At 60.7% G+C, this 24648-nt stretch carries 30 protein-coding genes; 17 read left to right on the top strand and 13 right to left on the bottom strand.

Annotation, left to right across the window (positions count from 1 at the left end; genetic code table 11):
• Positions 1-147: 147 nt before the first annotated feature.
• Positions 148-609 (top strand): low molecular weight protein-tyrosine-phosphatase, encoded by a 462-nt coding sequence (locus tag LCF59_RS15620; protein WP_292288548.1) that lies wholly within the window; start codon positions 148-150, stop codon positions 607-609.
• Here the strand turns inward: LCF59_RS15620 and LCF59_RS15615 are convergent.
• From LCF59_RS15615 to LCF59_RS15605, 3 genes are all read right to left on the bottom strand, one after another.
• Positions 597-779 (bottom strand): CTP synthetase, encoded by a 183-nt coding sequence (locus LCF59_RS15615; protein WP_292288547.1) that lies wholly within the window; start codon positions 777-779, stop codon positions 597-599. The two genes, LCF59_RS15620 and LCF59_RS15615, sit on opposite strands and share 13 nt — an antisense overlap.
• Positions 780-932: 153 nt before the next feature.
• Positions 933-1613, bottom strand: coding sequence for a ligase-associated DNA damage response endonuclease PdeM (gene pdeM, locus LCF59_RS15610; RefSeq protein ID WP_292288546.1), 681 nt, complete (start codon positions 1611-1613; stop codon positions 933-935).
• Positions 1614-1664: 51 nt separating this feature from the next.
• A complete protein-coding gene (locus tag LCF59_RS15605) occupies positions 1665-2651 on the bottom strand; it encodes a D-glycerate dehydrogenase (RefSeq protein ID WP_292288545.1) in 987 nt (328 codons plus the stop codon).
• 118 nt (positions 2652-2769) lie between these two features.
• On the opposite strand from LCF59_RS15605, the gene LCF59_RS15600 reads away from it, so the two are divergent.
• Positions 2770-3291: an SH3 domain-containing protein gene (locus LCF59_RS15600; protein WP_292288544.1), complete on the top strand. Its 522-nt coding sequence runs from the start codon at positions 2770-2772 to the stop codon at positions 3289-3291.
• A gap of 36 nt (positions 3292-3327) precedes the next feature.
• On the opposite strand, the gene LCF59_RS15595 is transcribed toward LCF59_RS15600, so the two are convergent.
• The 4 genes from LCF59_RS15595 to LCF59_RS15580 form a co-directional block, all read right to left on the bottom strand.
• Positions 3328-4392: a Hint domain-containing protein gene (locus tag LCF59_RS15595; RefSeq protein WP_292288543.1), complete on the bottom strand. Its 1065-nt coding sequence runs from the start codon at positions 4390-4392 to the stop codon at positions 3328-3330.
• Between the two features lie 144 nt (positions 4393-4536).
• Entirely contained in the window at positions 4537-5598 is a 1062-nt protein-coding gene (locus LCF59_RS15590) for a YeeE/YedE family protein (protein WP_292288542.1), read from the bottom strand.
• Between the two features lie 73 nt (positions 5599-5671).
• The gene (locus LCF59_RS15585) at positions 5672-6007 is read right to left on the bottom strand and encodes a helix-turn-helix transcriptional regulator (protein WP_292288541.1); all 336 of its coding nucleotides are present in this window, start codon (positions 6005-6007) and stop codon (positions 5672-5674) included.
• 30 nt (positions 6008-6037) lie between these two features.
• Positions 6038-6415, bottom strand: a complete 378-nt coding sequence (locus LCF59_RS15580) for a thioredoxin fold domain-containing protein (protein WP_292288540.1) — start codon at positions 6413-6415, stop codon at positions 6038-6040.
• A gap of 72 nt (positions 6416-6487) precedes the next feature.
• Between LCF59_RS15580 and LCF59_RS15575 the strand changes: the two genes are divergently transcribed.
• The 11 genes from LCF59_RS15575 to LCF59_RS15525 all read left to right on the top strand — a co-directional run bounded on the left by LCF59_RS15575 (position 6488) and on the right by LCF59_RS15525 (position 16813).
• Positions 6488-7225 carry a cytochrome c biogenesis CcdA family protein gene (locus LCF59_RS15575; protein WP_292288539.1) on the top strand — a complete coding sequence of 246 codons (738 nt, stop codon included), beginning with the start codon at positions 6488-6490 and terminating at the stop codon, positions 7223-7225.
• Positions 7226-7255: 30 nt separating this feature from the next.
• Positions 7256-7834 carry a thioredoxin family protein gene (locus tag LCF59_RS15570; RefSeq protein WP_292288538.1) on the top strand — a complete coding sequence of 193 codons (579 nt, stop codon included), beginning with the start codon at positions 7256-7258 and terminating at the stop codon, positions 7832-7834.
• A gap of 131 nt (positions 7835-7965) precedes the next feature.
• Positions 7966-8445 (top strand): sulfur oxidation c-type cytochrome SoxX, encoded by a 480-nt coding sequence (soxX, locus tag LCF59_RS15565; RefSeq protein WP_292288550.1) that lies wholly within the window; start codon positions 7966-7968, stop codon positions 8443-8445.
• 29 nt (positions 8446-8474) lie between these two features.
• Positions 8475-8894, top strand: a complete 420-nt coding sequence (gene soxY / locus LCF59_RS15560) for a thiosulfate oxidation carrier protein SoxY (RefSeq protein ID WP_292288537.1) — start codon at positions 8475-8477, stop codon at positions 8892-8894.
• 31 nt (positions 8895-8925) lie between these two features.
• Complete coding sequence (soxZ, locus tag LCF59_RS15555) at positions 8926-9252, top strand: thiosulfate oxidation carrier complex protein SoxZ (protein ID WP_292288536.1); 327 nt, start codon at positions 8926-8928, stop codon at positions 9250-9252.
• Between the two features lie 58 nt (positions 9253-9310).
• The gene (gene soxA, locus LCF59_RS15550) at positions 9311-10162 is read left to right on the top strand and encodes a sulfur oxidation c-type cytochrome SoxA (RefSeq protein WP_292288535.1); all 852 of its coding nucleotides are present in this window, start codon (positions 9311-9313) and stop codon (positions 10160-10162) included.
• Positions 10163-10257: 95 nt separating this feature from the next.
• Positions 10258-11955 carry a thiosulfohydrolase SoxB gene (gene soxB / locus LCF59_RS15545; protein ID WP_292288534.1) on the top strand — a complete coding sequence of 566 codons (1698 nt, stop codon included), beginning with the start codon at positions 10258-10260 and terminating at the stop codon, positions 11953-11955.
• A gap of 20 nt (positions 11956-11975) precedes the next feature.
• Entirely contained in the window at positions 11976-13250 is a 1275-nt protein-coding gene (gene soxC / locus LCF59_RS15540; RefSeq protein ID WP_292288533.1) for a sulfite dehydrogenase, read from the top strand.
• Positions 13234-14415, top strand: a complete 1182-nt coding sequence (locus LCF59_RS15535) for a c-type cytochrome (protein ID WP_292288532.1) — start codon at positions 13234-13236, stop codon at positions 14413-14415. The genes soxC and LCF59_RS15535 overlap by 17 nt, the downstream gene beginning before the upstream one ends.
• 419 nt (positions 14416-14834) lie before the next feature.
• Positions 14835-15488, top strand: coding sequence for a c-type cytochrome (locus LCF59_RS15530; RefSeq protein ID WP_292288549.1), 654 nt, complete (start codon positions 14835-14837; stop codon positions 15486-15488).
• 56 nt (positions 15489-15544) lie between these two features.
• A complete protein-coding gene (locus tag LCF59_RS15525; protein WP_292288531.1) occupies positions 15545-16813 on the top strand; it encodes an NAD(P)/FAD-dependent oxidoreductase in 1269 nt (422 codons plus the stop codon).
• Positions 16814-16951: 138 nt separating this feature from the next.
• Here LCF59_RS15525 and LCF59_RS15520 read toward each other — a convergent pair whose 3' ends face one another.
• Entirely contained in the window at positions 16952-18100 is a 1149-nt protein-coding gene (locus tag LCF59_RS15520; protein WP_367273416.1) for an FAD-binding domain-containing protein, read from the bottom strand.
• 202 nt (positions 18101-18302) lie between these two features.
• Here LCF59_RS15520 and LCF59_RS15515 point away from each other — a divergent pair, with 202 nt between their 5' ends.
• The 4 genes from LCF59_RS15515 (at position 18303) to LCF59_RS15500 (ending at position 21304) form a co-directional block, all read left to right on the top strand.
• Positions 18303-18932 carry an ATP-dependent Clp protease proteolytic subunit gene (locus LCF59_RS15515; protein ID WP_292288529.1) on the top strand — a complete coding sequence of 210 codons (630 nt, stop codon included), beginning with the start codon at positions 18303-18305 and terminating at the stop codon, positions 18930-18932.
• A 150-nt stretch (positions 18933-19082) separates the two neighbouring features.
• Positions 19083-20348, top strand: a complete 1266-nt coding sequence (clpX, locus tag LCF59_RS15510) for an ATP-dependent Clp protease ATP-binding subunit ClpX (protein WP_292288528.1) — start codon at positions 19083-19085, stop codon at positions 20346-20348.
• A gap of 170 nt (positions 20349-20518) precedes the next feature.
• The gene (locus LCF59_RS15505) at positions 20519-20902 is read left to right on the top strand and encodes an NADH:ubiquinone oxidoreductase subunit NDUFA12 (RefSeq protein WP_292288527.1); all 384 of its coding nucleotides are present in this window, start codon (positions 20519-20521) and stop codon (positions 20900-20902) included.
• A 24-nt stretch (positions 20903-20926) separates the two neighbouring features.
• Entirely contained in the window at positions 20927-21304 is a 378-nt protein-coding gene (locus LCF59_RS15500; RefSeq protein ID WP_292288526.1) for a DUF2155 domain-containing protein, read from the top strand.
• Here LCF59_RS15500 and aat read toward each other — a convergent pair.
• The 5 genes from aat to LCF59_RS15475 all read right to left on the bottom strand — a co-directional run.
• Entirely contained in the window at positions 21268-21903 is a 636-nt protein-coding gene (gene aat / locus LCF59_RS15495) for a leucyl/phenylalanyl-tRNA--protein transferase (RefSeq protein ID WP_292288525.1), read from the bottom strand. The genes LCF59_RS15500 and aat overlap by 37 nt on opposite strands.
• A 39-nt stretch (positions 21904-21942) precedes the next feature.
• Positions 21943-23301 carry an acetyl-CoA carboxylase biotin carboxylase subunit gene (accC, locus tag LCF59_RS15490; protein WP_292288524.1) on the bottom strand — a complete coding sequence of 453 codons (1359 nt, stop codon included), beginning with the start codon at positions 23299-23301 and terminating at the stop codon, positions 21943-21945.
• A gap of 13 nt (positions 23302-23314) precedes the next feature.
• Positions 23315-23809: an acetyl-CoA carboxylase biotin carboxyl carrier protein gene (gene accB / locus LCF59_RS15485; protein ID WP_292288523.1), complete on the bottom strand. Its 495-nt coding sequence runs from the start codon at positions 23807-23809 to the stop codon at positions 23315-23317.
• 236 nt (positions 23810-24045) lie between these two features.
• Entirely contained in the window at positions 24046-24264 is a 219-nt protein-coding gene (locus LCF59_RS15480; RefSeq protein WP_292288522.1) for a hypothetical protein, read from the bottom strand.
• A gap of 194 nt (positions 24265-24458) precedes the next feature.
• A partial coding sequence (locus LCF59_RS15475; RefSeq protein ID WP_292288521.1) for a hypothetical protein occupies positions 24459-24648 on the bottom strand: 190 nt, incomplete at its 5' end.

Raw genomic sequence — 24648 nt, 5'->3', positions numbered from 1 at the left:
GACCTCGACCGGCAGGATCATGGTGGCATGGGCCACGACATGGACGGCTGACACCTCGGGGCAGCAGGCGGGGAACCCATGTGCGAACCGCCTGCTGGTAATGCAGTGCCCCCTTTCGCAGTTGCGCGCCCTGCGCTAAGCGGGGGTATGACCGACCGCATCCTCTTTGTCTGTCTCGGAAACATCTGCCGCTCTCCGACCGCAGAGGCGGTCACCCGCGCCAAGGCGGAGGCGCGCGGCCTGTCCCTGTCTCTCGACAGCGCGGGCACCGGTGACTGGCACATCGGCAAACCGCCTTATGCGCCGATGCAGCAGGTCGCCCGCGCTGCCGGCTATGACCTGTCCATGTTGCGGGCGCGGCAGGTGGCCCGCCCTGACTTTCAGGACTTTGATCTGATCATCGCAATGGATGATGACAACGTGGCGGCGCTTGCAACGTGCGGACCATCGGACCGGATCAGAAAATTCACCGACTTTGCAACCGGCGGCGCCCTGTCAGTGCCCGATCCCTATTTCACCCGCGATTTCGAAGGGGTGTTGGCGCTGATCGAAACCTGTGCCGATGGCCTGCTGGACACGCTCCAGAAGGGCGCGCATCAGGCTTCGTAGATCGCCCGCGCGACATACCATGTCACCGGCAGGGCCAGAACGGCACCCACTGTCGCAGCCGAGACGATCGGGACAAGCGTGCCAAATCCAGCCGTCAATACCGCGATGATCGCGATTCCGGCCAAGGTCGTCCCGATAAGCGAATAGAGAATAGCGGCCAATCTGAGCATCGAAGCCTCCAGGTCACGTGCAATGGTTCGAATATCTCATGTGCGTGCTCCATCTGCCTTGACCAGGATCAAATCGCCGCCGCTTCGGGAAGCATGCGGAGCATGTCGAACTGAGGGCCTGCGGCAATCAGGGCGATGGTCCCGGTCGCTGCGTCAAGGCAAGGGCGCGTGTCCCGGCATCGGGATCTTGCAGGGGCGCGGGCCGGTCAGGATGGCGTGTGCATTTGGCGTGACAAGCCGGGCCAGGGCCGGGTCTGTGCAGTTCAGGCCACCGGTATAGGCCCCGTAGGCGGGAAGGATCAGTCGCCTGTCATCGAGCAGAAAGCAAGGCCGCGTGAGGCTGCGTCCGCGCAGGGAAAGGGTCGCCTTTGGATGGTAATGGCCTGTAATTTCGCCGGGTTCCGGGTCGGTTTGGGCAATGTGGCGAAAGTGAAGTGGCCCAATATCGACCGATCGCTTGTGCGCGCCGCCAAGCCGGACCGGGCCGGGATCGTGGTTGCCTTCGATCCATGTCCAGTCAAGCCCCGCTTGCAGGGCGGTCAGGGTCAGCAGGTCGGCTTCGGGCAGGACAGTTTGCAGCGTTGGCGTGTCAAAGCTGTCACCAAGGCAGATCACGTGTTTCGCGCCTGTCTGGTGCAGGTCGGCAGCGAGTCGCGACAGGGTCTCGGCGGTTTCATACGGCGGAAGCTGCGCGCCCCCGAAGCGGGCTGCGCGGGTGGATTTCCCCAGATGCAGATCCGAGACGACCAGCAGGTCTTCGACTGGCCAGAACAATCCACCGCTGGGCAGCGCGACGAGCCTTTGACCGCAAAAGGAGAATTCGAATAAGTTCATGCTTTGTTCATCTCTTGAACATGCGCGCGGCGCAAGGGGCAGAAGGCCCCTTTACAGCATGGCAGGCACAACCTGATCGGGTGGGCGATGTCCATCGGCAAAGGTCTTGACGTTTATGATGACCTTTTCCCCCATTTCCAACCGGCCCTCCCGGGTTGCTGATCCCATATGGGGCAACATGACGACATTGGACATGTTGCGAAGGTCCGGATTGCCGCGATGGCCGTGTTCGTAAACGTCGAGCCCCGCCCCGGCGAGATCGCCCGCCTTGAGCATACGGGTCAGAGCGTTCTCGTCGATCACCTCGCCGCGGGAGGTGTTGACGATGACCGCGCTGGGTTTCAGCAGCTTGAGCCGCCGCGCATTGAGCAGGTGGAAGGTCGATGGCGTGTGCGGGCAATTGACCGAAATAATGTCCATTCGCGCCGCCATCTGGTCAAGGCTTTCCCAATAGGTGGCCTCAAGCGCCTCTTCGATTTCCGGACGCAGGCGGCGCCGATTGTGGTAGTGAATTTGCATTCCGAAGGCTTTGGCGCGGCGGGCGACGGCCTGACCGATGCGACCCATGCCGAGGATGCCAAGCCTGCGCCCCCCGAGACGCCCGCCAAGGAACGATGTGGGGGCCCAGCCCGCCCATTCCCCGCTTTGCATCACGTTGAGGCCTTCCTGGATGCGCCGTGTCACGCCCAGAATGAGCGCAAGGGTCATATCTGCCGTGTCTTCGGTGACCACGCCGGGGGTGTTGGACACGAGAATGCCACGGCCTCGCGCGGTATCGACATCGATATGGTCAATCCCTGCGCCGAAATTGGCGATGAGCCTGAGGCGGTCGCCTGCCTGCCCGATCAGGCCGGCGTCGATCTTGTCGGTCAAGGTGGGGACGAGGACGTCCGCATCCTTGACCGCCGCGGTCAGCTCGGCTTGGGTCATGGGGATGTCGGTTTCCCGCAAGCGCACGTCAAAGAGTTCTTTCAAACGTGTCTCCACGGCGTCGGGCAAGCGTCGCGTCACGACAACACTCAGACGTTTTGATGACATGCTCTTGCTCCCACTACTTTCGCGGCCTATCGGATTTTGGCACAGTGTCGCAAAGGCGGGGCAGGCACAAGAACCTGCTCGCAAAATCCAAAAAACCAAATAATTTGAGGCGTATCACATGAGCAGGCTTTCGTTTCGGGCGGTGTCTGGCAAGGTGTTGTCTGTTGCAGTGCTGCTTGTCGGCCTGGGCGCGCAGCCCGTGCTTGCGGCCGACAAGGGACCGATAACGAACCTGCCTTTGCCCCGGTTCGTTTCGATGAAGGCCAGTGAAGGCAATGTGCGGCGCGGACCGTCGCTATCGCACCGGATCGACTGGGTTTACAAACGCCGCAACATGCCGCTGCAGATCACGGCGGAACACGGGCATTGGCGCCGGGTTCAGGATCGGGACGGGGCCGGGGGCTGGGTGCATTACGCGCTCTTGTCCGGGGTGCGCACCGCGCTGATCGAAGTTGACAAGATGAACCTCTACGCGCGCCCCGATCCATCGGCTCAGGTGGTGGCGCAGTTGTCGTTGGGCGTGGTCGCGGAATTGCGGGAATGCCGCGTGAACTGGTGCGAACTCTCCGCCGGCGGGTATGACGGCTGGGCGCTCAAAGGCGGTTACTGGGGCGTGCACGCCGAAGAGGTCTTCGAGTGACCTGACGGCTGGTTCGCGGCGTGGGTGGCCGTGCGCTCACGCCGCTTCGTGGAGCAGAATGGCCGCTTCGGAGGAGGACAGGTTGCGCCGCGCGTAGCTGCCGTAGCCTTGCGGATTGTATTCGACAGTCGGCAACATCGTCGACAGGCGCGCACGGTCGCCCGCGTCGAGCGTCGACAGGGCCGCATTGGCGGGATGAAAACTCTCGGATTCGACGCCATTGGCGAACAGGATTTCGTGCTGTGGCAGAAGCATGTGAACATAGGTGATTTCGCGCAGGTTGGAATCCACGCAGACGCGGTCGTGATCCAACAGGTCGCGCGCGGCAACCAGCACCTCGGGTGTGTTGAACAGCGCCAGCGCCACACACCCTTTCAAGAGCATCCGATGTTCGGGAGAGACCAAGAGATCCGAATCCGGTTCATCCAGCCCGAACACCCCGGCGCGGATGCGGATGGGCCGCAATTTGGGCATGGCGAAAAGGCGTGCGCCGCTCATCCGGCGTTGGCCCATCCACTGGATCGGCTGTGCGCCGTTGTCCTTTGTCTGCACGTGATCGCCCTCGCGCAGGTCTTGGATGGGCTTGGTCCCCTCAGGCGTGAGGATTTGCGTGCCGGGGGTAAAGCAGATCACCTCGCCCCGGTGTTCGGCTTCGGATTGCGAGACCACGTCGTCCAGGGTCGTGTGCACGATCCAGAGGTCACGATTGCGCGGTGGAACCGTGTTCAGAAACATCAGCAGGGGCGGTTTTCGCGTGCCGGTTTCGATGAGCGTTACCGGATAGGTCGATTGGCCATCGGTGACGACAAAGCACTTGTCCGCCATCGGATGTTCGTTTGGTGCCGCGCCTGGGCGCGCCGTATCCTTGATTGCCTCGCCCACCAGTTGACGCACCACGCGGGCCGCCCGCTTGCGTCGATCTGCGTCGCCTTCCGCCTCGTCCAGTCGCAACAAGTCGTTGGGGCCATCGACCCGCACCAATTCGCCTGTCCAGCTCCATGCGACGCCGACTTTCAGAAAATCGACCGGGCCCGCCGGGAGCGTATCAATGGTTGTCTGCGACCAGGAGATGACGAACGTGCCCTTGAAAGCCGTTCCCATGATCCTGTCTGCCTGCTCTTGCCTTGTTTTTTTCGAGCCTAGCGAAACGGCCGCGTGTTTGCAGGCAAAAATTTGCCTGAGTGGGGCCATGCGGGAAATTTCCGGGTGTGCGTGATTCTTTGGCAACGCACCCACGTTCGGCGATCACTCGGCCGGGTTGAAGCCCACGATCAGCTGCCGCAGCCCAATTGCAGCACCGGCAAAGATGGCAAGAAAGGTGACAGGTGCGCTGAAGGCGAGCATGGAGAACGCGCTGATGCCCTGGCCAATGGTACATCCCAAGGCGATTACGGCCCCGGAGCCCATCAAGGCAGCGCCGAAGATCTGGCGGCGAAGCTCGCGGGGGTCTTCGCAGGCCTCCCATCTGAAATGACCCTTAATGAGCGAGCCGACGAAGGCTCCGAGCCAGACCCCGGCAACCGATCCGACTGCAAAACTGATGGGCTGTGCCGAACCGATCATCCACCACAGGATGCTTTCGCCCAAGGGCGCCGCGAAGCTGTGCGAGACAACGGGCAGAGCTGCGAACCCGGTGTTGGCCACATGTGAGGTGCCCCACCATCCAGTGACGATCGCAAGGCCGACGATGGTCGCCCAGATGGCCGATTTCGGATTTTCGAGAAAGGCATGCGTGCTGGCCGAAGCAAGGAAAATGCCCGCACCGATGGCCATGCCGATCCCGGAGACGGGCAGGCCGGTCCAGCGCGCAGCGGCATGGGCGATGCCCGGTGGCATGTCACCGGGGGCAATGGCGGATTGTGGGAAGACCATCTCGCGCAGGGGGGCCAATGGGCCACTGAGCACGATATAGGTCGCCACCCCCATGACCAGCACGATCACAAAGCTGCGCAGGTCACCGCCGCCAAGTCTGGCTATCGCGCCAAAGCCGCAATTTCCTGCCAGCGCCATGCCATACCCGAACATCAGGCCACCGATGACCGAGGCCCAGGGAAGCCATGTAATGGAAAGATAGTAGCTGGCGCCGCCGTCGACGATCCCGGTTGCCATGAGCGCGAAGCTGCCGAATATCGCCGTGCCGATCGCAATGCCCCACATGCGGAGGCGGGTGTCCGACCCGCCGTAAAGCAGATCCTCGATCGCGCCGAGCGTACAGAAACGACCCAACCTGGCAGCAAGGCCCAAAAGGATCCCGCCGAACAAGCCGATCGCGGCCATCTGGCCGTGTTCCGGAATACTTTCCAACATTGTGCCAGCCTCCCACAACAGGGTGTAGTATGCAGACTATAGGATGTGACAGCAAGGTCGAGTGCCTGCTGGATCAGTCATCCTTGCAGAACAGGTCGTACACGCATTCGAGCATCTTGCGGGGCTTGTCATCAGCAAGCCGGTAATAGATCGTCTTGCCCTCGCGCCGGGGGATCACCAACCCTTCGAGCCGCAGGCGTGACAATTGCTGCGACACCGCCGCCTGTCGTGCGGTCAGCAGCTCTTCAAGCTCGGTCACGGATTTTTCGCCGGTCACAAGGTGACACAGGATCATCAAACGGCCCTCATGGCTGATCGCCTTGAGAAAATTGGACGCGGTGGTTGCCTTGTCGACGATGTTGTCAAGGTCTTCTTTGGTCAGGTCCGGGCTGAGTTGGGGAAGTGCCATGCGCTGCCTCTTCTTATGGGCCGATAGGGACTACTCGGCCACGAAATCCGTGTGTTCCACGAGGAGTTGCGACAGGAGTGGCCAAAAGAAGTCTTCTCCGGGATAGCCTTCAAGCCTTGCCTGTTCCTCGCCGTTGTCGACCAGAACGAATGTCGGCGTGAAAACCACACGGCGGGAATATTCGATGCCATCAGGCGGGCCGCTGTTCAGGTCTGCCCGAACAAGCGGCGCGAACCGGCCCTCGGCGGTCTTGGTGTAGGCGGGCGCGATTTCCGCGTCCCAGCGTTCGCAGTAAACGCAGCCCGGTTGTTCAACGATCACGAGCTGCGGCTCTGCCAGGGCAGATCCGGCCCATGTCGCGAAAGCAGAAATCATCGCCGCGCGGGTCAGGATTCGATGGGCGTTCATTTTTCACCAATTGACGGTACCACGACAAAACACGTAATTTGAATATGTGAATTAATCAAGGAATCTCGCCAAATGTTCGATATTTCATTCGCAGGTGCGGCATTTGCCGGGATTCTGAGCTTTTTTACACCCTGCATTTTGCCGATGGTGCCATTCTACCTGTGCTACATGGCCGGGATTTCGATGAACGAATTGCGCGGCGAAGACGACGTGCCACAAGGCATCGCGTGGAACCTTGTCCTGTCAGCCTGCCTGTTCGCATTGGGCGTGACAACGATTTTCGTGCTGCTGGGCATGGGGGCCACGGCGGTCGGGCAAGCTTTCGCGGATTTTCGCGAACCGTTGCGGTATGTCGCCGCCGTGGTCCTGGCGGCGTTCGGGCTGCATTTCCTTGGTCTTGTCCGCATCCCGATCCTTTACCGCGAGGCACGGGTCGAGGCGTCGGCAGAGCCGACAACGTGGATCGGGGCTTATGTCATGGGGCTGGCGTTTGGTTTCGGCTGGACGCCCTGCGTCGGGCCGGCACTGGCGTCGATCCTGATGATCGCGGGGGGCATGGGGAACGTTGTGCAGGGCGGATTGCTTTTGCTGGTTTACGGCTTGGGAATGACCCTGCCGTTCGTGATCGCAGCGCTGTTTTCCGGCCCGTTCCTGCGCTGGACCGCGCGCAATCGCGGATTTCTGGGTTACGCGGAAAAGGTCATGGGCGGTATGTTGATCGCGTTCGCCTTGTTGATCGCGACCGATACCGTGAACCTGATCGCGAACGCGATGCTGCGCTGGTTTCCGAATTGGTCATCCTTGGGATGACGGCTGAATTTCACAAAGGAGGAGGAAAGGATGAGACATTTTCTGGGGGGCGCGCTGGCGCTGTTGATGGCGCTGCCGGCGGCGGCTGCTGAGCTGGGCGATGACGGCCTGCACAAACAGCCGTGGATGCGCGATACGTTCAAGGACCTGCGCGAGGATCTGGCGGAAGCGCAAGCAGAGGGGAAGCGGCTTGTTCTGTTTTTCGAGCAGCGCGGATGCATCTACTGCGCGCAAATGCACGAGGAGGTTTTCTCGGATCCCGGCATCAGCGATTACATTGGCGAGAATTTCTTCGTGGTTCAGCTGAACCTGCACGGGGACATCGAGGTCACCGATTTCGATGGTGACGCGCGGCCCGAAAAGGACATGGCCCGCAAGTGGCGGGTGCTCTTTACGCCGAGCATCGTGTTCCTGCCGGAAGAGGTTCCCGAGGACCAGAGCGCGCTCGACGCATCGGTCGCGGTCATGCCGGGCGCCTTCGGCAAAGGGACAACGAAAGATATGTTTACTTGGGTCGCGGAGAAGCGATATCTGCTTGATAACGGAGAAGATTTTCAGCGATATCACGCGCGGAAAATCCAGGAGCGCGGCAACGGACGCACCGATTGACCGAGTGTTTTCATAGTCAATTATTCACTTTTGTGAATTTGATCTTGCATGAATCGACTTCGGTGGACTACGGTATGCAACAGCCAACTAGTGTCCCGGCGGAAACATGCCGGAGTGGCTTGGGAGGAAAAATGAATCTAATAGCCAAAACAACTGCCGCAATGTTGCTCGCCGGAGCAGCGGTCGCCGGTGAAGTCAAACCAGCCAACGTCACGTTCGACGACTACGGTGCAGTCGCCGAATCCCTGTCCGGCACTGCCGGGGACCCGGAAAACGGTCGCGCGCTGATGATCGCCAGGAGCAAGGGAAATTGCTTGGCCTGTCACCAGGTGTCGGCACTTGACGAGGCCCCGTTCCATGGTGAGGTCGGCCCGATGCTCGACGGTATTGGTGAATATCGCACCGCCGAAGAACTGCGTGGGATCGTGGCGAACGCGAAGATGATGTTCGACGGAACCGTGATGCCGGCCTTCTACAAGACAAGCGGCTTTGTGCGCCCTGGAGATGGTTACACTGGCAAGGGTGCCAACGAAGAAGATCTGACGCCGATCCTGTCGGCGCAGGAAATCGAAGATGTGGTGGCGTTCCTCATGACGCTGCAAAGCAGCTAAGCAGCCCTCACAGAGTTAGGAGATACGATATGGATTTCACGAGACGCGAGACCCTGGCGCTTGGCGGGGCGGCGGCGCTGACCTTTGTGTTGCCGTTCCGCGCCAACGCGGCCACGACGGAAGAGCTGGTCAATGAATTCACCGGCGGTGCGGACATCGCGGATGCCGGCGTCGAGTTGACAGCGCCTGAAATTGCCGAAAACGGCAACACGGTTCCGATCACCGTATCGGCGCCCGGCGCTTCTGCCATCATGGTGCTGGCCACCGGCAACCCGACCCCGCCGGTCGCGACCTTCAACTTCGGCCCGCTCGCCGCGTCGCACGAAGCAAGCACGCGGATTCGTCTTGCCGGCACGCAGGACGTTGTTGCCATCGCCCAGCTTGAAGACGGCAGCTTTGCCCGCAGCGCCAAGACCGTGAAGGTCACCATCGGCGGCTGCGGCGGTTGACGGTCAATATTCAGATATTAGGAGAGACATCATGGCATCCGGAGTAAAACCTCGCGTGAAGGTTCCCAGTTCCGCGTCCGCGGGCGAAGCGGTCACGATCAAGACGCTGATCAGCCACCCCATGGAATCCGGTCAGCGCAAGGACGGCGACGGTAACACCATCCCGCGCTCGATCATCAATCGCTTCACCTGCGACTACAATGGCAAGAACATCATCGATGTGACAATGGAACCGGCGATTTCGACCAATCCGTATTTCGAATTCATGGCCACCGTGCCCGAAGCCGGTGAATTCCAGTTCACATGGTATGACGATGACGGATCTGTCTACGAAGAAGCCAAGGCGGTTTCGGTCTGAGCAATACGCTCCAACCTGCCCCGACCAACGGGGCGGGACCTTTTAGGGAGGGAATAGAATGAGATACAAAACAATGACGGCGGTCGCCGCGCTGGTCCTGTCCGCTCCTGCGGCTTTCGCCGGTGGCGCAGATGACGACACGCTGGCCATCGACGGGCAGGAAATGGTGACCAAGACAACCGCGCCTGCGCATATGGAAGAGACCGGCATCGACACGATCATGTCTGGCTGGCACTTTCGCGAAGACGACACCCAATCGATGCAGATGGATACATTCGACAATCCGGGAATGATCTTTGTGGATCAGGCCATGGATGCCTGGAACACGGTCGAAGGCAATGCAGAGAAATCCTGCGCCTCCTGTCATGAAGGTCCGGAATCGATGGAAGGCGTGCGCGCCGTCTATCCGAAATGGAACGAAGAGGCGGGTGAAGTGCGCACCCTGGCAATGCAGATCAATGATTGCCGCGAGACCCAGATGGAAGCCGAGCCGTACAAGTACGACAGTGCGCCCATGGCGGCGATGGAGGCTTTGATCTCTGTCCAGTCTCGCGGGATGAAGGTGGACGTGGCAATTGACGGCCCCGCGGCCGACACCTGGGAGCAAGGCAAGGACCTTTACTATACCCGCACCGGCCAGCTTGAATTGTCCTGCGCCAATTGCCACGAGGACAACTATGGCAATTACATTCGCGCAGACCATCTGAGCCAGGGTCAGATCAACGGGTTTCCGACATACCGCTTGAAAAACGCCAGGCTGAACACAGCCCACGGCCGTTTCAAGGGATGCGTGCGCGACACGCGCGCGGAGACCTATGCTCCCGGATCGCCTGAATTCGTTGCGCTCGAACTGTATGTCGCATCGCGCGGCAATGGTCTTTCGGTCGAAGCACCGGCTGTCCGCAACTAGACCTCTTGGTCCCGCGCAGCGTTGCGCGGGGTCCTTGATACCCAACCCATTCACACATGCGAATGTGTGACGGAGCATCCAAGAAGGCCCCTCTCATGATATCAAGACGCGATTTTCTTCAGGTTTCGATGGCCGCGTCGGCGCTGGTTGGCGCATCCGGCTTCGGCAACTGGTCGCGGCTGGCCGCTCAGCAGGCGCTGACCCAGGATCAGCTTTTGCAGTTCGACACCTTTGGCAATGTCTCGCTGATCCATATCACCGACATCCACGCGCAGATGAAACCGATCTATTTCCGTGAGCCGTCGGTGAATATCGGCGTGGGCGACAACCGGGGGGTCGTTCCGCATGTCACGGGGGCCGATTTTCGAAAGCTGTACGGCATCGACGACGGCAGCCCATCGCATTACGCACTCAGCTCTGGCGATTTCTCCTCCCTGGCCAAGGCATATGGGCGCGTAGGAGGACTGGATCGCGTGGCCACCGTGGTCAACGCGATCCGGGCCGACCGCCCCGATGCGCTGCTGCTCGATGGTGGCGATACCTGGCACGGATCCTATACCTGCCATCACACCGAAGGCCAGGACATGGTCAACGTGATGAACGGCTTGAAACCCGACGCGATGACCTTCCACTGGGAATTCACCTTGGGCTCCGACCGTGTCCGGGAGATCGTCGAGGGGCTGCCCTTTGCCGCGTTGGGCCAAAACATCTTTGACGCCGAATGGGACGAACCCGCCGAGAGTTTCCCGCCGTACCAGTTCTTCGAACGCGGGGGCGTCAAGATCGCCGTGATCGGTCAGGCCTTCCCCTATATGCCGATCGCGAACCCCGGCTGGATGTTCCCCGAATACTCCTTTGGCATCCGCGACGAGCACATGCAGGCCATGGTCGACGAAGTGCGCGCGCAAGGTGCCGAATGCGTCGTCTGCCTGAGCCATAATGGATTTGACGTCGACAAGAGCATGGCCAGCAAGGTGAAAGGGATCGACGTGATCCTGACTGGGCACACGCATGACGCGCTGCCCGAGCCGGTGCTGGTCGGCGATACGATCCTGATCGCATCCGGCTCCAACGGCAAATTTGTCAGCCGTGTCGATCTCGATATCCAGAACGGCCGCATGATGGGCTTCCGTCACAAGCTGATCCCGATCTTCTCGGATGTGATCGAACCAGATGCGGAAATGACCGCGCTCATCGACGAACAGCGCGCGCCCTTCATGGAGGAACTGTCCGAAGTGATCGGCCAGACCGACAGCCTTCTTTACCGGCGCGGGAATTTCAACGGCACGTGGGATGATCTGATCTGCGATGCGCTGCTGAGCGAACGCGACGCCGACATCGCCATGTCACCCGGCGTGCGCTGGGGTCCAAGCCTGATCCCCGGTGACGACATCACCCGCGAGGATATCTGGAACGTTACCTCCATGAGCTATGGCGAGGCGTATCGGTCGGAGATGACCGGCGAATTCATCAAGGTCATCCTTGAAGACGTGGCCGACAACATCTTCAACCCGGACCCCTACTATCAGCAGGGCGGCGACATGGTGCGCATCGGGGGCATGGGCTACCGCATCGACGTGCAGAAGCCGCAGGGCGAACGCATCACCGACATGACCTTGCTCAAGACGGGCGAAGCCATCGATCCGTCAAAGAATTACGTCGTCGCCGGCTGGGCGTCGGTCAACGAGGGCACCGAAGGCCCGCAAATCTGGGACGTGGTCGAAGCGCATATCAAGAAGCGTGGCACCGTCACCGTTCAACCCAATGACAGCGTCACGGTCGTGGGCGCATAACTTCAACCGGAGTGCGAGATATGTCTGATATCCTCAAACCCTCCCGCCGTGCATTCCTGCGGGGCTCTGCGGCTGCCGCCGCGGGTCTGACCGCCGCTGGCACCGCGCGGGCGAGCGACCCCGATCCGCTGATCACGGAAACACAGGATTGGGCGATGGTCTTTGGCGATGGGGTGGATGCCACGCCTTATGGCCTGCCAATTCAATACGAAAGCGACGTGGTGCGTCGGAACGTGGAGTGGCTGACCGCTGACACCACGAGTTCGATCAACTTCACGCCGATCCACGCGCTGGACGGCACGATTACGCCGCAAGGCTGCGCGTTCGAGCGGCATCACTCGGGCGCCATCGAGTTGCGCAAGCAGGATTACCGCCTGATGATCAATGGCCTCGTGGATACACCACTGGTCTTCACCTATGCCGATCTCGAACGCTTCCCGCGCGAAAACCATGTCTATTTCTGCGAGTGTGCGGCGAATACCGGCATGGAATGGGCAGGTGCGCAGCTCAACGGTGCGCAGTTTACCCACGGCATGATCCACAACATGGAATATACCGGTGTGTCGTTGCGGACGCTTCTGGGCGAAGCGGGGCTGGAGGCCGCCGGGGACCTGTCCGACAAATGGGTCTACGTCGAAGGCGCGGATGCGTCATCCAATGGTCGCTCCATCCCGATGGACAAGGCGTTGGACGATGTGCTCGTCGCGTTCAAGGCAAACGGCGAGGCATTGCGCAAGGAGCACGGGTACCCGGTGCGCCTCGTTGTGCCCGGTTGGGAAGGCAACATGTGGGTCAAATGGCTGCGCCGCGTCGAGGTGATGGATGGCCCCGTGGAAAGCCGTGAGGAAACGTCGAAATACACCGATACTCTGGCCGATGGCACCAGCCGCAAGTGGACCTGGGTGATGGATGCAAAATCCGTCATCACCTCGCCAAGCCCGCAAGCCCCCATCACGCATGGCAGCGGACCTTTGGTGATCAGCGGTCTGGCCTGGTCCGGCCACGGCGCGATCACCCGCGTCGACATCTCCAAGGATGGCGGCAAGACGTGGGAAACCGCCCGTCTTGCCAAGCCCGGTGAGAAAATGGCGCTGACGCGGTTCTACCTCGATACCGACTGGAACGGTGAAGACATGCTGCTCCAGGCGCGCGCGATGGATGAAACCGGTTATGTCCAGCCAACCAAAGAGGAGCTGCGCGACATGCGTGGCGAAAATTCCATCTACCACAACAATTGCATTCAGACCTGGCACGTAAAGCCCAGCGGGGAGGCCGAAAATGTCGAAGTCTCTTAAACTCTACGGCGGCGCCGCGCTTGGGACAGCGGCTGTCCTGGTCATGGCGGTGAATTTTGCCGACCGCAACATCTCGGGTTTTCCGGAAAACCCGTCTGTCATGACCGCCATTGCCCCGCCGGCACCAAGCGGGGGGCTGGTCAGCGCGGCCAGCGCCTCAACCCACGGCGGCAAAGGCGCGCTTGGCCTTGGACGCCCGGCTCTGCCCGAAGAAATCGCAGCCTGGGATGTCGATGTAAGCCCCGATGGCTCTGGTCTTCCCGAAGGCTCGGGCTCTGTTGCAGAGGGCGAAGAGATCTTCACCGACTATTGCGCGGCCTGCCACGGTGACTTTGCCGAAGGCGTCGGCAACTGGCCGGCACTGGCTGGTGGTGAAGACACGCTTGCGGACGAAGACCCGGTCAAGACGGTGGGCAGCTACTGGCCCTACCTGTCGACCGCATGGGACTACGTCCACCGCTCCATGCCGTATGGCAGCGCCCAGACGCTTGAGGACGACGAGGTTTATGCCATCGTCGCATACATCCTTTATTCGAATTTTCTCGTCGATGATGATTTCGTTCTGAGCAACGAGAACTTCCAGGACGTCGAAATGCCGAACGCGGATGGGTTCATCGTCGATGACCGGGGAGAGACGGAATATCCGCTCTGGCGCAGGGAACCTTGCATGCAAGACTGCAAGGATGACGTCGAAGTGACCCTGCGGGCGTCGGTGCTCAACGTCACACCCGAAGACGATTCGGCCGAGACGGCAGAAGAGGTGATTGAAGCGGCCAATGTCGTTTCTCAGACCGACACCGAGCCGCAAGAGGCGGCCGAAATGGCAGACGCCGAGCCGCAAGCAGAGACCATCGACCCCGAACTGGTCGCCGCCGGTGAAAAGGTCTTTGGCAAGTGCAAGGCGTGTCACCAGGTCGGTGAAGGTGCCAAGAACCGCGTCGGGCCCATCCTGAACGGGATCGTGGGGTCGGAGATCGCGGCGGTTGACGGGTTCAGATACTCCAGGGCGCTGGAAGAGATGGACGGCGAATGGACCGAAGAGGCGCTTGCCGCGTTCCTCGCCGATCCGCGAGGCTTTGCCAAAGGCACCAAGATGAGCTTTGCTGGCCTGCGGAAGGAAGACGAGATCGCGGCGGTGACCGCCTATCTGTCGACCTTCGAATAGGAAACAGCACCGCGCGACTGCAGACCTTTCTTTCGCGCGGTGCTCTCTGATACGATCAGATTTTACAAGGGATAGGTTTTGACGATCCACCGAAAGCAGGTTTCATGACCAACACGTTCGGTATCTTTGCTTCGGTGCTTGGCGGCTCCGGTCTTGTCTTGGGGTTGGCCTATGGCTGGATGTCGCGGGATTACAGGGATCAGGAAATCGCGGCCCTGACCGAACGGCTTTCGCAGATGGAAGACAGTCGCGCTGCACTGGCAGCCAAGGCGGATCAGGCCGTTGCATTCGAAGCGCGTCTGGAAGACCTCGAACAGGCGCTGGCCACAGCCCGCGACGAGGCGGAAGCCGCGCGGCAAGCCGCCGCAGCCCCCGAGGTTGCCGCAACAGAGCGGGTCAGCGACCCTGTCGCCGAAGACGTGACATCGGCGCGCCTCGACTTTGGCGATCCGGCCAAGGGGGCAGAGGTGTTCGCGCAGTGCCAATCCTGCCACCAGGTCGGACAGGGTGCGGAGGACCGGATCGGTCCGCATCTGAACGGTATATTCGGACGACGCGCCGGCGCGCATGATGGTTTCAACTATTCCGATGACATGCAGATGATGGGGGCGGATGGGCTTGCCTGGAACCGGGACACGCTCGATGCGTATCTCGAAAACCCAAAGGCGCTGGTGTCCCGCACACGGATGAACTTCGCGGGCCTGAAGGACGCCGGGGACCGGGCCGACATCCTGGCCTATTTGCGCCAGTTTTCCGCCAGTCCCCAGGACATCCCCGAGGCCGCCCCGACCGCACAGGCACCGGAAGTCGAACTTGCGCCAGAGGTTCTCGAGATCGTCGGCGACACCGACTACGGTGAGTACCTGTCTAGCGAATGCAAGACTTGCCACCAGCAGGATGGGTCGGACCAGGGGATTCCCGCGATCACGCATTGGCCGACAGAGGATTTCGTCGTGGCGATGCATGCCTATAAACAGGAAATTCGACCACACCCGGTGATGCAGATGATGGCAAGCCGGTTGTCGGATGAAGAGATCGCCGCGCTGGCGGCGTATTTTGCCCAGCTTGAGTAACGGTCCGGAAGAGATCAGCGACAGCCAGAGGGCCGTTTTGGAAAGGGAGGATGACTATGAAACTCAATAGACGTGTCTTTGTCGGCACCGGGATGGCGGCGGCGACAACGCTGTCGGCCCCGATGATCCACGCGGCTTCGCATGGCAAACCCAAAGTGGTCGTCGTCGGCGGCGGCGCAGGCGGTGCAACGGCCGCGCGCTACATCGCCAAGGACAGCCAGGGCGAAATAGACGTCACCCTCGTCGAGCCCAGCCGCAGCTATTACACCTGCTTTTTCTCGAACCTCTATATTGGCGGGTTCCGCGAGTTGGACAGTATCGAGCATTCTTACGGCACGCTGGCGTCGGATTACGGGATCAACGTGGTGCATGACTGGGCCACGGGCGTGGATCGCGACGCCAAGACCGTGTCGCTCGCCGGTGGCGCGTCGGTGCCATATGACCGACTGGTTCTGAGCCCCGGTATCGATTTCGTCGAAGGAGCGGTTGCCGGGTGGGACCTGTCTGCCCAGAACGCGATGCCGCATGCCTACAAGGGCGGCAGCCAGACAGAGTTGCTCAAGGCGCAGGTCGAGGCAATGCCGGAGGGCGGTACCTATGTCATGGTGGCCCCGCCCAACCCGTACCGCTGCCCACCCGGACCGTACGAGCGGATCTCGATGGTGGCGCATGTGCTCAAGGCCAGTAACCCGACCGCCAAGATCATCATCGCGGATCCCAAGGAGAACTTCTCGAAGCAAGGTTTGTTCGAGGAGGGCTGGCAAAAATATTATCCCGGCATGATCACGCGAATCGGCCCGGATTTCGGTGGCGGCAACGTGACCGTCGATCCCGCGGCGATGAGCGTGGATATCGATGGCGAGCTGATTCAAGCGGATGTGGTCAATGTCATCCCGGCGCAGAAGGCCGGCATGATTTGCGACGCCGCTGGACTCACCGACGGCAACTGGGCGCCTGTGTCCGGCCACACGATGCAATCGCGGATGGATGAGAACATCCACATCCTCGGCGATTCGACCAATCAGGGCGATATGCCGAAATCGGGCTTCTCGGCCAACAGCCAGGCCAAGGTTGCCGCGATGGCGGTACGCGGCGCGCTCACGGGCAGCCGGGTGTTCCCGGCGAAGTTCTCGAACACCTGTTGGTCGTTGATCGATACCGATGACGGCGTGAAGGTGGGCGCCACCTACGAGGCGACCGACGAGAAAATCGCCAAGGTTGACGGGTTTGTCAGCCAGACGGGCGAGGATGCGGCGCTGCGTCAGGCCACCTACGAGGAAAGCATCGGCTGGTACGAGGGAATCACCTCCGACATGTTCGGCTGATCATTCGTCACATAGTTTGGAGAGGCCGGGCATTCGTCCCGGCCTTTTCTGCCTGTGAGGGAACGGATCGCTGCGCGATCCGACAGATTGGAGGGCCAGCCCTCCAAACCTCCCGGAGTTTACTCGGCAAGATGAAGATCAAACGGCGTGCAGGCCTTTCATCGCGCCAATGAGGTCGGGGATGTGTTTCTTGAACTTGAAGAACCCTGCCGTTGCCTGTGGCCAGGCGCGGCGGTCGTAGTCGCGCAGCGGGCGGATCACCGGCAGGGCGTGGACCTCGTTCAGGACCGTGGCGGCCGGGCCGACCGGCGCGTATGAGGTCACGATTTGTTGCGCGCCGGCGTCGCGCGCCCAGTCTTCGATGTCCTGCGCCGTGGTCAACCCCGGTGTGAGCGGGCCAAGAGAGGCGGACCAACGGCTGGTGCAGTCCGCCATCAACGCGGATTTGAAGGTTTTGACCTTTGGCGCGATGTGCAGCGGGCTTGTTTCGCGGGTTGCGTCGAGCGTGGCGGTGGCGCGGGGGCGCAGGCCAAGGTCAAAAAGCCAGCCCGGACTCAGATCCTCCTCGTGCAGCAGCAGCACCGACGGTTTTGATGGATCGACTTGGTCGCCCACCGGCGCGTCCATCCGCGGTGGATGCGGCGGACCGTCCAGGGGGTCGGGGTCGGGTGTCAGCTGATGTTGTGGTGAAAACCGCCCTTCGGTGTATTTCGCTATGTTGGATGCGCGGGCAACGTAATGCTTGCCCTGCGTTTGCAACCCGGCGACCCAGCGCCAGCCAAGCGTGTTCGACGCGGGGTCGCCGTCGTAAAGATGGCGAAGGAAGAAATCCGCACCCAGTTCCCAAGGGAGCCGCAGGGTGAAAACCCAGATGGACGCGAACCACATTCGGGCATGGTTATGCAGGTAGCCGGTCTCGGTCAGCTCATGCGCCCAGTGGTCGAAACACTCGATGCCGGTCTCGCCCTTGCAGGCGGCTTCCCATTCGGCCCGCAAACCGGACTGGGTCTGCACATTGTCCCAAGCCCGTGCCAGCCCCTGTCGATAGCCAGCCCAGACGGCGGGACGCATTTCCAGCCAGCCTTTCCAGTAGGTCCGCCAGAACACCTCTTGCACGAATTTCTCTGCGCTGGTCATGGAATATCGGCCCAGGACGGCCCCGATCACCTCGGGTTCGGTGATCAGCCGGTGGCGTATGTACGGGGACAAGGTCGAGACATCGTGATGCCGGCCGGGTCCGCGGTCGTAATTGCGTTGCGCCGCGTAATCGCGTGCCGATCTGGGCACGAATGCAGACAGCTTTTCCAGGGCAGCGGTGCGGGTTGGCGGAGACAAATCGGACATCACCGCGAAGTAAGGTCGCGGGGGACATGGTCAAGCCCGCTGCGTGCACCACCGCCCCTTGCAGCGACCGGAGCCGAACACTAGTCTTGCGCCAACGCGCAACCAAGCTCTCCATTCGGCGGGCGCATCATCGAGGCAGGCACTGATGAAAGATCCTTTCGAGACATACATGAACACGCTGGTCCCCATGGTTGTGGAGCAGACCAGCCGGGGAGAGCGTGCCTACGACATTTTCTCTCGGCTCCTGAAAGAGCGGATCATTTTTGTGAATGGTCCCGTGCATGACGGCATGTCATCGCTGATCGTGGCGCAGCTGCTGCACCTGGAGGCGGAAAACCCGTCCAAGGAAATCAGCATGTACATCAACAGCCCCGGCGGCGTCGTGACGAGCGGCCTGTCGATCTACGATACGATGCAGTACATCAAACCCGATGTCAGCACGCTGGTCATCGGCCAGGCCGCTTCGATGGGGTCGCTTTTGTTGACCGCAGGGGCAGCCGGCAAGCGGTTTTCCCTGCCCAACAGCCGGGTCATGGTTCACCAGCCCTCCGGCGGATACCAGGGTCAGGCGACGGATATCATGATCCATGCGCAAGAGACCCAAAAGCTCAAGCAGCGCCTGAACGAGATCTATGTCAAGCACACGGGGCAGACGCTCAAAAAGGTTGAAGCGGCGCTGGAGCGGGACAACTTCATGTCTCCCGACGAGGCGAAAGACTGGGGACTGATCGACGAAATCGTGGAAAACCGCGTCAAAGGTGGCGAAGAGGACTAGATGGAGTGTGGGCCACACCGCCGCGAGGATGATTTTGGCGTTGTGGCCCATCTTATGCTGTTCTAGGGTTTTGAGACGAAAACATGACACACGTTCAGGAGCAGTTACCGCGAATGATTCTGCTTTAAGTGTGTCGGGAAAGGTTAAGCAATGGCGACGAATTCTGGCGGCGACAGCAAAAACACCCTCTACTGCAGCTTCTGCGGCAAAAGCCAACACGAAGTCCGAAAGCTGATCGCAGGTCCCACCGTCTTTATCTGTGACGAATGCGTCGAACTCTGCATGGACATCATCCGTGAAGAGACCAAGGGAAGCGGACTCAAATCGACCGATGGCGTTCCGACCCCCTTGGAAATCTCTACCGTGCTGGATGATTACGTCATCGGACAGGCGATTGCGAAACGGGTCCTGTCGGTTGCGGTTCACAATCACTACAAACGCCTGAACCATTCGCAGAAATCCTCGGATATCGAATTGGCGAAATCCAACATCCTGCTGATCGGCCCCACTGGCTGCGGCAAGACCCTGCTGGCGCAAACGCTCGCGCGGATTCTTGACGTGCCGTTCACCATGGCGGATGCCACCACGCTGACCGAAGCGGGCTACGTGGGCGAGGATGTGGAGAACATCATCCTCAAGCTGCTGCAATCGTCCGAATACAACGTCGAGCGGGCGCAGCGCGGCATCGTTTATATCGACGAGGTCGACAAGATCACCCGCAAGTCGGAAAACCCGTCGATCACCCGCGATGTGTCGGGTGAAGGCGTGCAGCAGGCGCTGCTCAAGCTGATGGAGGGCACGGTCGCATCGGTGCCGCCGCAGGGCGGGCGCAAGCATCCGCAGCAGGAATTCCTGCAAGTGGATACGACGAACATCCTTTTCATTTGCGGCGGTGCGTTCGCGGGACTTGACCGCATCATCAAACAGCGCGGCAAGGGGTCTGCGATGGGCTTTGGCGCGGATGTGCGGGACGAAAGCGAGTCGGGCATCGGCGAGACGTTCCAGGCGCTCGAGCCGGAAGATTTGCTCAAGTTCGGCCTGATCCCGGAGTTTGTCGGCCGTCTGCCGGTGATCGCGACGCTCGAGGATCTGGATGAGGATGCGCTGATTATCATTCTCACACAGCCCAAGAATGCCCTGGTCAAGCAATATCAGCGCCTGTTCGAGCTGGAGGACACCACGCTGACCTTCACCGACGACGCGCTTAGCGCGATTGCGAAGAGGGCGATTGCCCGCAAGACTGGCGCACGTGGTCTGCGGTCGATTCTTGAGGATATTCTGCTCGACACGATGTTCGAACTTCCCGGTCGGGATGAAGTGGTCGAAGTGGTTGTGAACGAAGAGGCCGTGACGTCAGAGGCAAAACCCCTGATGATCTACGCCGATCAAAAAAAGGAATCGGCTGAAGCCGGGTAACTGCCCGAGTGTCGAATTCCTGAAAGGTGGGCACTTGGCCCGCCTTTCTTTTTCGAAACGCGGTGATGTGGAAACCCGGTTTCATCCGCGCGGCCCGCGTCACAGCTGCGCTGGACGTCGACGCACAAAGCGCCTTATAAGAGCGTCAAACCAACTCCGAGGAGTCGCCAATGGGCATTCTCAATACACTTCTTCGCGCGGTCACCTGGTGGAACGGGCAGACGCTTGGCACGCAGTTTTACACTTGGCGCAAAGGCGAAAAAGTGGGTGAGGACACCCAAGGGAACATCTTTTACCAAACGCAGGATGGCAAGAGACGCTGGGTGATCTACAATGGCGAGGCCGAAGCGAGCCGCGTTGACCCTGAGTGGCATGGCTGGCTGCACCACACTTTCAAGACCTCGCCGGCGGACCGACCTCTGCCCAAGAAAACCTGGGAGAAACCGCACCAGGAAAACCTGACCGGGACGGCGATGGCCTATGCGCCCGCAGGGTCGATCCGGCGCCGTGAGCCGAAGGCCCGCCAGGATTACGAGGCTTGGAACCCCGATTGAACGCCGGTTCCACGATGTGATTGTATGAAAGACACGTGTCTCATGTTGCGCATGATCGCTGTGGCGCTGCTGCTGGGGGGCTCCTTCGCGGCAGCGCAGGGGGTAACGACATCCGGATCCGGGGTTTCCGTGCGCGCGCTGGACAAGCTGACAGGCAAGGTGCGGGATTTCGACATCGCGGATCGCCAATCAAAAACGGTCGGGCGCATCACGATCACGGCAAATGAGTGCCGTTACCCGCAGGGCAATCCGGCGGGGGACGCCTATGCATCGCTTACGATTGACGAGATCGGCAAAGCCACGCCGGCGTTTCAGGGCTGGATGATCGCGTCCTCCCCGGCGCTCAACGCGATGGATCATCAGCGCTACGATGTCTGGGTGTTGCGCTGCACAACCTCCTGACCGGTCGTGGCCAACGGTGCGCCGGTGAAATCTGCCTTTTGCGACACGGCTTTGGCAAGCTGCATCCGATAATCGGTGCGCGTAATCTCTATCGCCCCCAGAGAGGCGAGGTGGCTTGTCAGGAATTGTGTGTCGAACAGTACGAAACCGGTGCGCCGCAACAGATCGACCAGCCACGCAAGCGCGATCTTTGATGCATCGCGCTCGCGGGAAAACATGCTTTCTCCGCAGAACGCCGCGCCGATGGTAACACCGTAGACACCGCCAACCAGACGATCCCCTATCCAGACCTCGATCGAATGGGCGTCGCCGCTGCGATGCAACTCTTGATAAAGTGTCCGGATGTCGCCGTTGATCCAGGTCTCGGCGCGATCTGCGCAGGCGTCGATGACATCGGAAAAGGCCATGTTCCGGGTCACGCGATACGCATCCCGGCGCAACGACTTGGCAAGACTGCGCGAGATATGAAACCCGTTCAACGGGAACACGCCGCGCCAACGCGGATCGACCCAGAAGATCTCCGGGTCGTCGCGGTGTTCTGCCATCGGAAAGATACCGGCGCGGTAGGCTTGCAGCAACAACTCAGGTGTGACGGTCATGGTGCATGGGCGCCGCCGCAGTCTGGTCTGAGTTGGGTTTCAACCTTGGGGCGTCGCATATGTCCGCTCCAACCAATCTTCGAGCCAGTGGATGTTGTAATCACCACGGCGGACATCCGGGTCGTCGAGAAGATCGCGAAAAAGCGGCACCGTGCTGTCGACACCGTCCACGATCAACTCGCCAAGGGCGCGCGACATGCGGGCCAACGCCTCGTCCCTGTCGCGCCCATGCACGATCAGCTTGCCGATCAAACTGTCGTAATAGGGTGGGATCGTATAGCCATCGTAAAGCGCGCTGTCCATGCGCACCCCAAGACCGCCCGGCACGTGATACTGCGTGATCCGGCCCGGTGAAGGCGAGAAATTCGGCAGTTTCTCCGCGTTGATCCGCGCCTCTATGGAGTGGCCGTTGATGACCAGCTCGTCCTGCACAAAGGACAGCGGCAGGCCCGAGGCAACCCGGATTTGTTCGCGTACCAGATCGACGCCGAAAATCGCCTCGGTCACCGGATGTTCCACCTGAAGGCGGGTGTTCATCTCGATGAAATAGAATTCACCGTTTTCGTACAGGAATTCGATTGTGCCAGCGCCGGCATAGTTGATCTTGGCCACCGCATCGGCACAAATCTTTCCAATCGATGCGCGCTCTTGAGCAGAGATGGAGGGGCCGGGTGCTTCCTCCAGAACCTTTTGGTGGCGGCGTTGCAATGAACAATCCCGCTCTCCAAGATGGACCGCCTTGCCCTTGCCATCGCCGAACACCTGCACCTCGATATGGCGCGGCGTGGTCAGGTATTTCTCGATATAGACTTCATCATTGCCGAATGCCGCCTTGGACTCGGATCGCGCGGTCAGGAAAGCGCGTTCCATATCGGCGGCAGTACGGGCCACTTTCATGCCGCGGCCGCCGCCTCCGGCGGTTGCTTTGACGATCACGGGGTACCCGATGCGGGCGCCGATCTCCTGGGCCTTTGCCAGATCGGCCACACCGCCATCTGACCCCGGTACGCAGGGCACACCCAACGCTTTTATCGTATCCTTTGCGGTGATCTTGTCACCCATCACGCGGATATGTTCTGCGGTGGGGCCGATAAAGGCCAGCCCATGGTCTTCGACAATTTGTACGAAACGCGCGTTCTCGGAAAGGAACCCATAGCCCGGATGAATTGCCTGTGCGCCGGAGATTTCGCAAGCCGAGATAATGGCCGGCGTTGAGAGATAGCTCTCGGTCGAAGAGGCGGGGCCGATGCAGATCGCCTCATCGGCCATGCGCACATGCATCGCGTCTGCATCCGCAGTGGAATGGACCGCGACGCTGGCCACGCCCATTTCGCGGCAGGCGCGGATCACGCGAAGGGCAATTTCGCCCCGGTTCGCAATCAGAATTTTGTCAAACATGCCTGCGTCCCGTTTATTCGAGGATCACAAGCGGCGCGCCGTATTCGACGGGGGCCCCGTCTTCGACAAGGATACGTTTTACCGTGCCTGCGAAAGGGGCGGGAATGTGATTCATCGTCTTCATTGCTTCCACAATCAGCAGCGTGTCCCCTTCGCTGATCTGTTGGCCGACGGATATGAACGAGGGCGCGCCGGGTTCTGCCTGCATGTACACGGTGCCCACCATCGGAGATGTGACGGCGCCGGGATGGGCGGCCGGGTCCTCTGGCGGCGCTGCTGGAATATCGGCTTCGGCCGACGCAGATCCAGCCGGTGCGGCGGAGTGTATGATCTGGGCCGGTGCGGCAGATGCGGGCGCGGGCTGGGTCACGCGGCTGACCCGCACATTCAGGCTGTCATCTTCGCCGTATTCACGTTTGACCTGTAGTTCGGTCAGGTCATTGTCCCGAAGAAGCTGCGCCAGTGCTTCGATAAACGCGACATCCGCTTCGTGGTTGGTCTTGGTCATGCTGTTCCTCGCCCGGTTCCTGAACTTTGCCGTTGGCGCGGCCCCGCCGGTTAAGGGATCGAGGACTCGCTTACCTACGGGCACCACCCGTATTGCACGTCTTTCCTTGCACCGTTTGAATGTCAGGGGCAAGGGGCGGAGGGGAATCCTCATCGCATAATAGCAGCAGGGAATGGCGCTCAGGGCCCGGTTTGCACCGGTCATGGTGGCCTGGGGCGGGTCCGAACCGGGGCGGGTCAGGTCCTTTCTTCGGTCACGTCTTCTTCCGCGGCGGCCAGCGTTTGCGCCTGTTCGGTGATGATCGCCTTGATCTGAAGCTGCACCGCCGAGGGTGGCGCAGCGGGTGTGACCATGGTGTCCTGAGATACGGAAATGCGGTCGCTTGGCTGGGCAGGCGGTGCCATGGAAACGAAGATCGGTTCCGCGCGCTCTGGCGTGCCGGACTTCCGGATCATATGGGGTGCTGCGCCGGGCAACATTGGGTGGATCAAAGGCATCGTATGCTCCGTTCTGTTCGGAGCCCCCACGAAGTTGATGTTATCTCACCTTGTCGCATCGTGCAGGTGAATTCCGTTTAAAAATTTAATCATCCTGGTCTTGGACAAGGGCGGCGTGTTGGTCGCCCCTGTCGCGTGCTGTTTCGAGTTGATCAGGCTTTCCCAACCCGATTTTCGATGAGGTCGTCGACGACGGAGGGGTCTGCGAGTGTTGATGTATCGCCGAGGGAACCGGTGTCGTTTTCGGCGATCTTGCGCAGGATGCGGCGCATGATCTTGCCGGAGCGGGTTTTGGGCAGGCCGGGGGCCCATTGGATCACGTCCGGGGATGCGATGGGGCCG

Origin of the sequence: Marivita sp. (assembly GCF_020055675.1) — a bacterium.
Taxonomy (GTDB): Bacteria; Pseudomonadota; Alphaproteobacteria; order Rhodobacterales; family Rhodobacteraceae; genus Marivita.
This window is presented reverse-complemented; position numbering and strand designations above follow the sequence as displayed.

Coding starts and splice junctions, on each gene's coding strand:
- soxC (WP_292288533.1), top strand. CDS start 11,976: ATGTCTGATATCCTCAAACCCTCCCGCCGTGCATTCCTGCGGGGCTCT.
- LCF59_RS15575 (WP_292288539.1), top strand. CDS start 6,488: ATGTTCGATATTTCATTCGCAGGTGCGGCATTTGCCGGGATTCTGAGC.
- clpX (WP_292288528.1), top strand. CDS start 19,083: ATGGCGACGAATTCTGGCGGCGACAGCAAAAACACCCTCTACTGCAGC.
- LCF59_RS15620 (WP_292288548.1), top strand. CDS start 148: ATGACCGACCGCATCCTCTTTGTCTGTCTCGGAAACATCTGCCGCTCT.
- LCF59_RS15505 (WP_292288527.1), top strand. CDS start 20,519: ATGGGCATTCTCAATACACTTCTTCGCGCGGTCACCTGGTGGAACGGG.
- LCF59_RS15515 (WP_292288529.1), top strand. CDS start 18,303: ATGAAAGATCCTTTCGAGACATACATGAACACGCTGGTCCCCATGGTT.
- LCF59_RS15600 (WP_292288544.1), top strand. CDS start 2,770: ATGAGCAGGCTTTCGTTTCGGGCGGTGTCTGGCAAGGTGTTGTCTGTT.
- LCF59_RS15535 (WP_292288532.1), top strand. CDS start 13,234: ATGTCGAAGTCTCTTAAACTCTACGGCGGCGCCGCGCTTGGGACAGCG.
- soxY (WP_292288537.1), top strand. CDS start 8,475: ATGGATTTCACGAGACGCGAGACCCTGGCGCTTGGCGGGGCGGCGGCG.
- LCF59_RS15590 (WP_292288542.1), bottom strand. CDS start 5,598: ATGTTGGAAAGTATTCCGGAACACGGCCAGATGGCCGCGATCGGCTTG.
- LCF59_RS15595 (WP_292288543.1), bottom strand. CDS start 4,392: ATGGGAACGGCTTTCAAGGGCACGTTCGTCATCTCCTGGTCGCAGACA.
- soxA (WP_292288535.1), top strand. CDS start 9,311: ATGAGATACAAAACAATGACGGCGGTCGCCGCGCTGGTCCTGTCCGCT.
- accC (WP_292288524.1), bottom strand. CDS start 23,301: ATGTTTGACAAAATTCTGATTGCGAACCGGGGCGAAATTGCCCTTCGC.
- LCF59_RS15500 (WP_292288526.1), top strand. CDS start 20,927: ATGAAAGACACGTGTCTCATGTTGCGCATGATCGCTGTGGCGCTGCTG.
- LCF59_RS15480 (WP_292288522.1), bottom strand. CDS start 24,264: ATGATCCGGAAGTCCGGCACGCCAGAGCGCGCGGAACCGATCTTCGTT.
- soxX (WP_292288550.1), top strand. CDS start 7,966: ATGAATCTAATAGCCAAAACAACTGCCGCAATGTTGCTCGCCGGAGCA.
- LCF59_RS15525 (WP_292288531.1), top strand. CDS start 15,545: ATGAAACTCAATAGACGTGTCTTTGTCGGCACCGGGATGGCGGCGGCG.
- LCF59_RS15605 (WP_292288545.1), bottom strand. CDS start 2,651: ATGTCATCAAAACGTCTGAGTGTTGTCGTGACGCGACGCTTGCCCGAC.
- LCF59_RS15570 (WP_292288538.1), top strand. CDS start 7,256: ATGAGACATTTTCTGGGGGGCGCGCTGGCGCTGTTGATGGCGCTGCCG.
- LCF59_RS15580 (WP_292288540.1), bottom strand. CDS start 6,415: ATGAACGCCCATCGAATCCTGACCCGCGCGGCGATGATTTCTGCTTTC.
- soxZ (WP_292288536.1), top strand. CDS start 8,926: ATGGCATCCGGAGTAAAACCTCGCGTGAAGGTTCCCAGTTCCGCGTCC.
- aat (WP_292288525.1), bottom strand. CDS start 21,903: ATGACCGTCACACCTGAGTTGTTGCTGCAAGCCTACCGCGCCGGTATC.
- pdeM (WP_292288546.1), bottom strand. CDS start 1,613: ATGAACTTATTCGAATTCTCCTTTTGCGGTCAAAGGCTCGTCGCGCTG.
- LCF59_RS15585 (WP_292288541.1), bottom strand. CDS start 6,007: ATGGCACTTCCCCAACTCAGCCCGGACCTGACCAAAGAAGACCTTGAC.
- soxB (WP_292288534.1), top strand. CDS start 10,258: ATGATATCAAGACGCGATTTTCTTCAGGTTTCGATGGCCGCGTCGGCG.
- accB (WP_292288523.1), bottom strand. CDS start 23,809: ATGACCAAGACCAACCACGAAGCGGATGTCGCGTTTATCGAAGCACTG.
- LCF59_RS15615 (WP_292288547.1), bottom strand. CDS start 779: ATGCTCAGATTGGCCGCTATTCTCTATTCGCTTATCGGGACGACCTTG.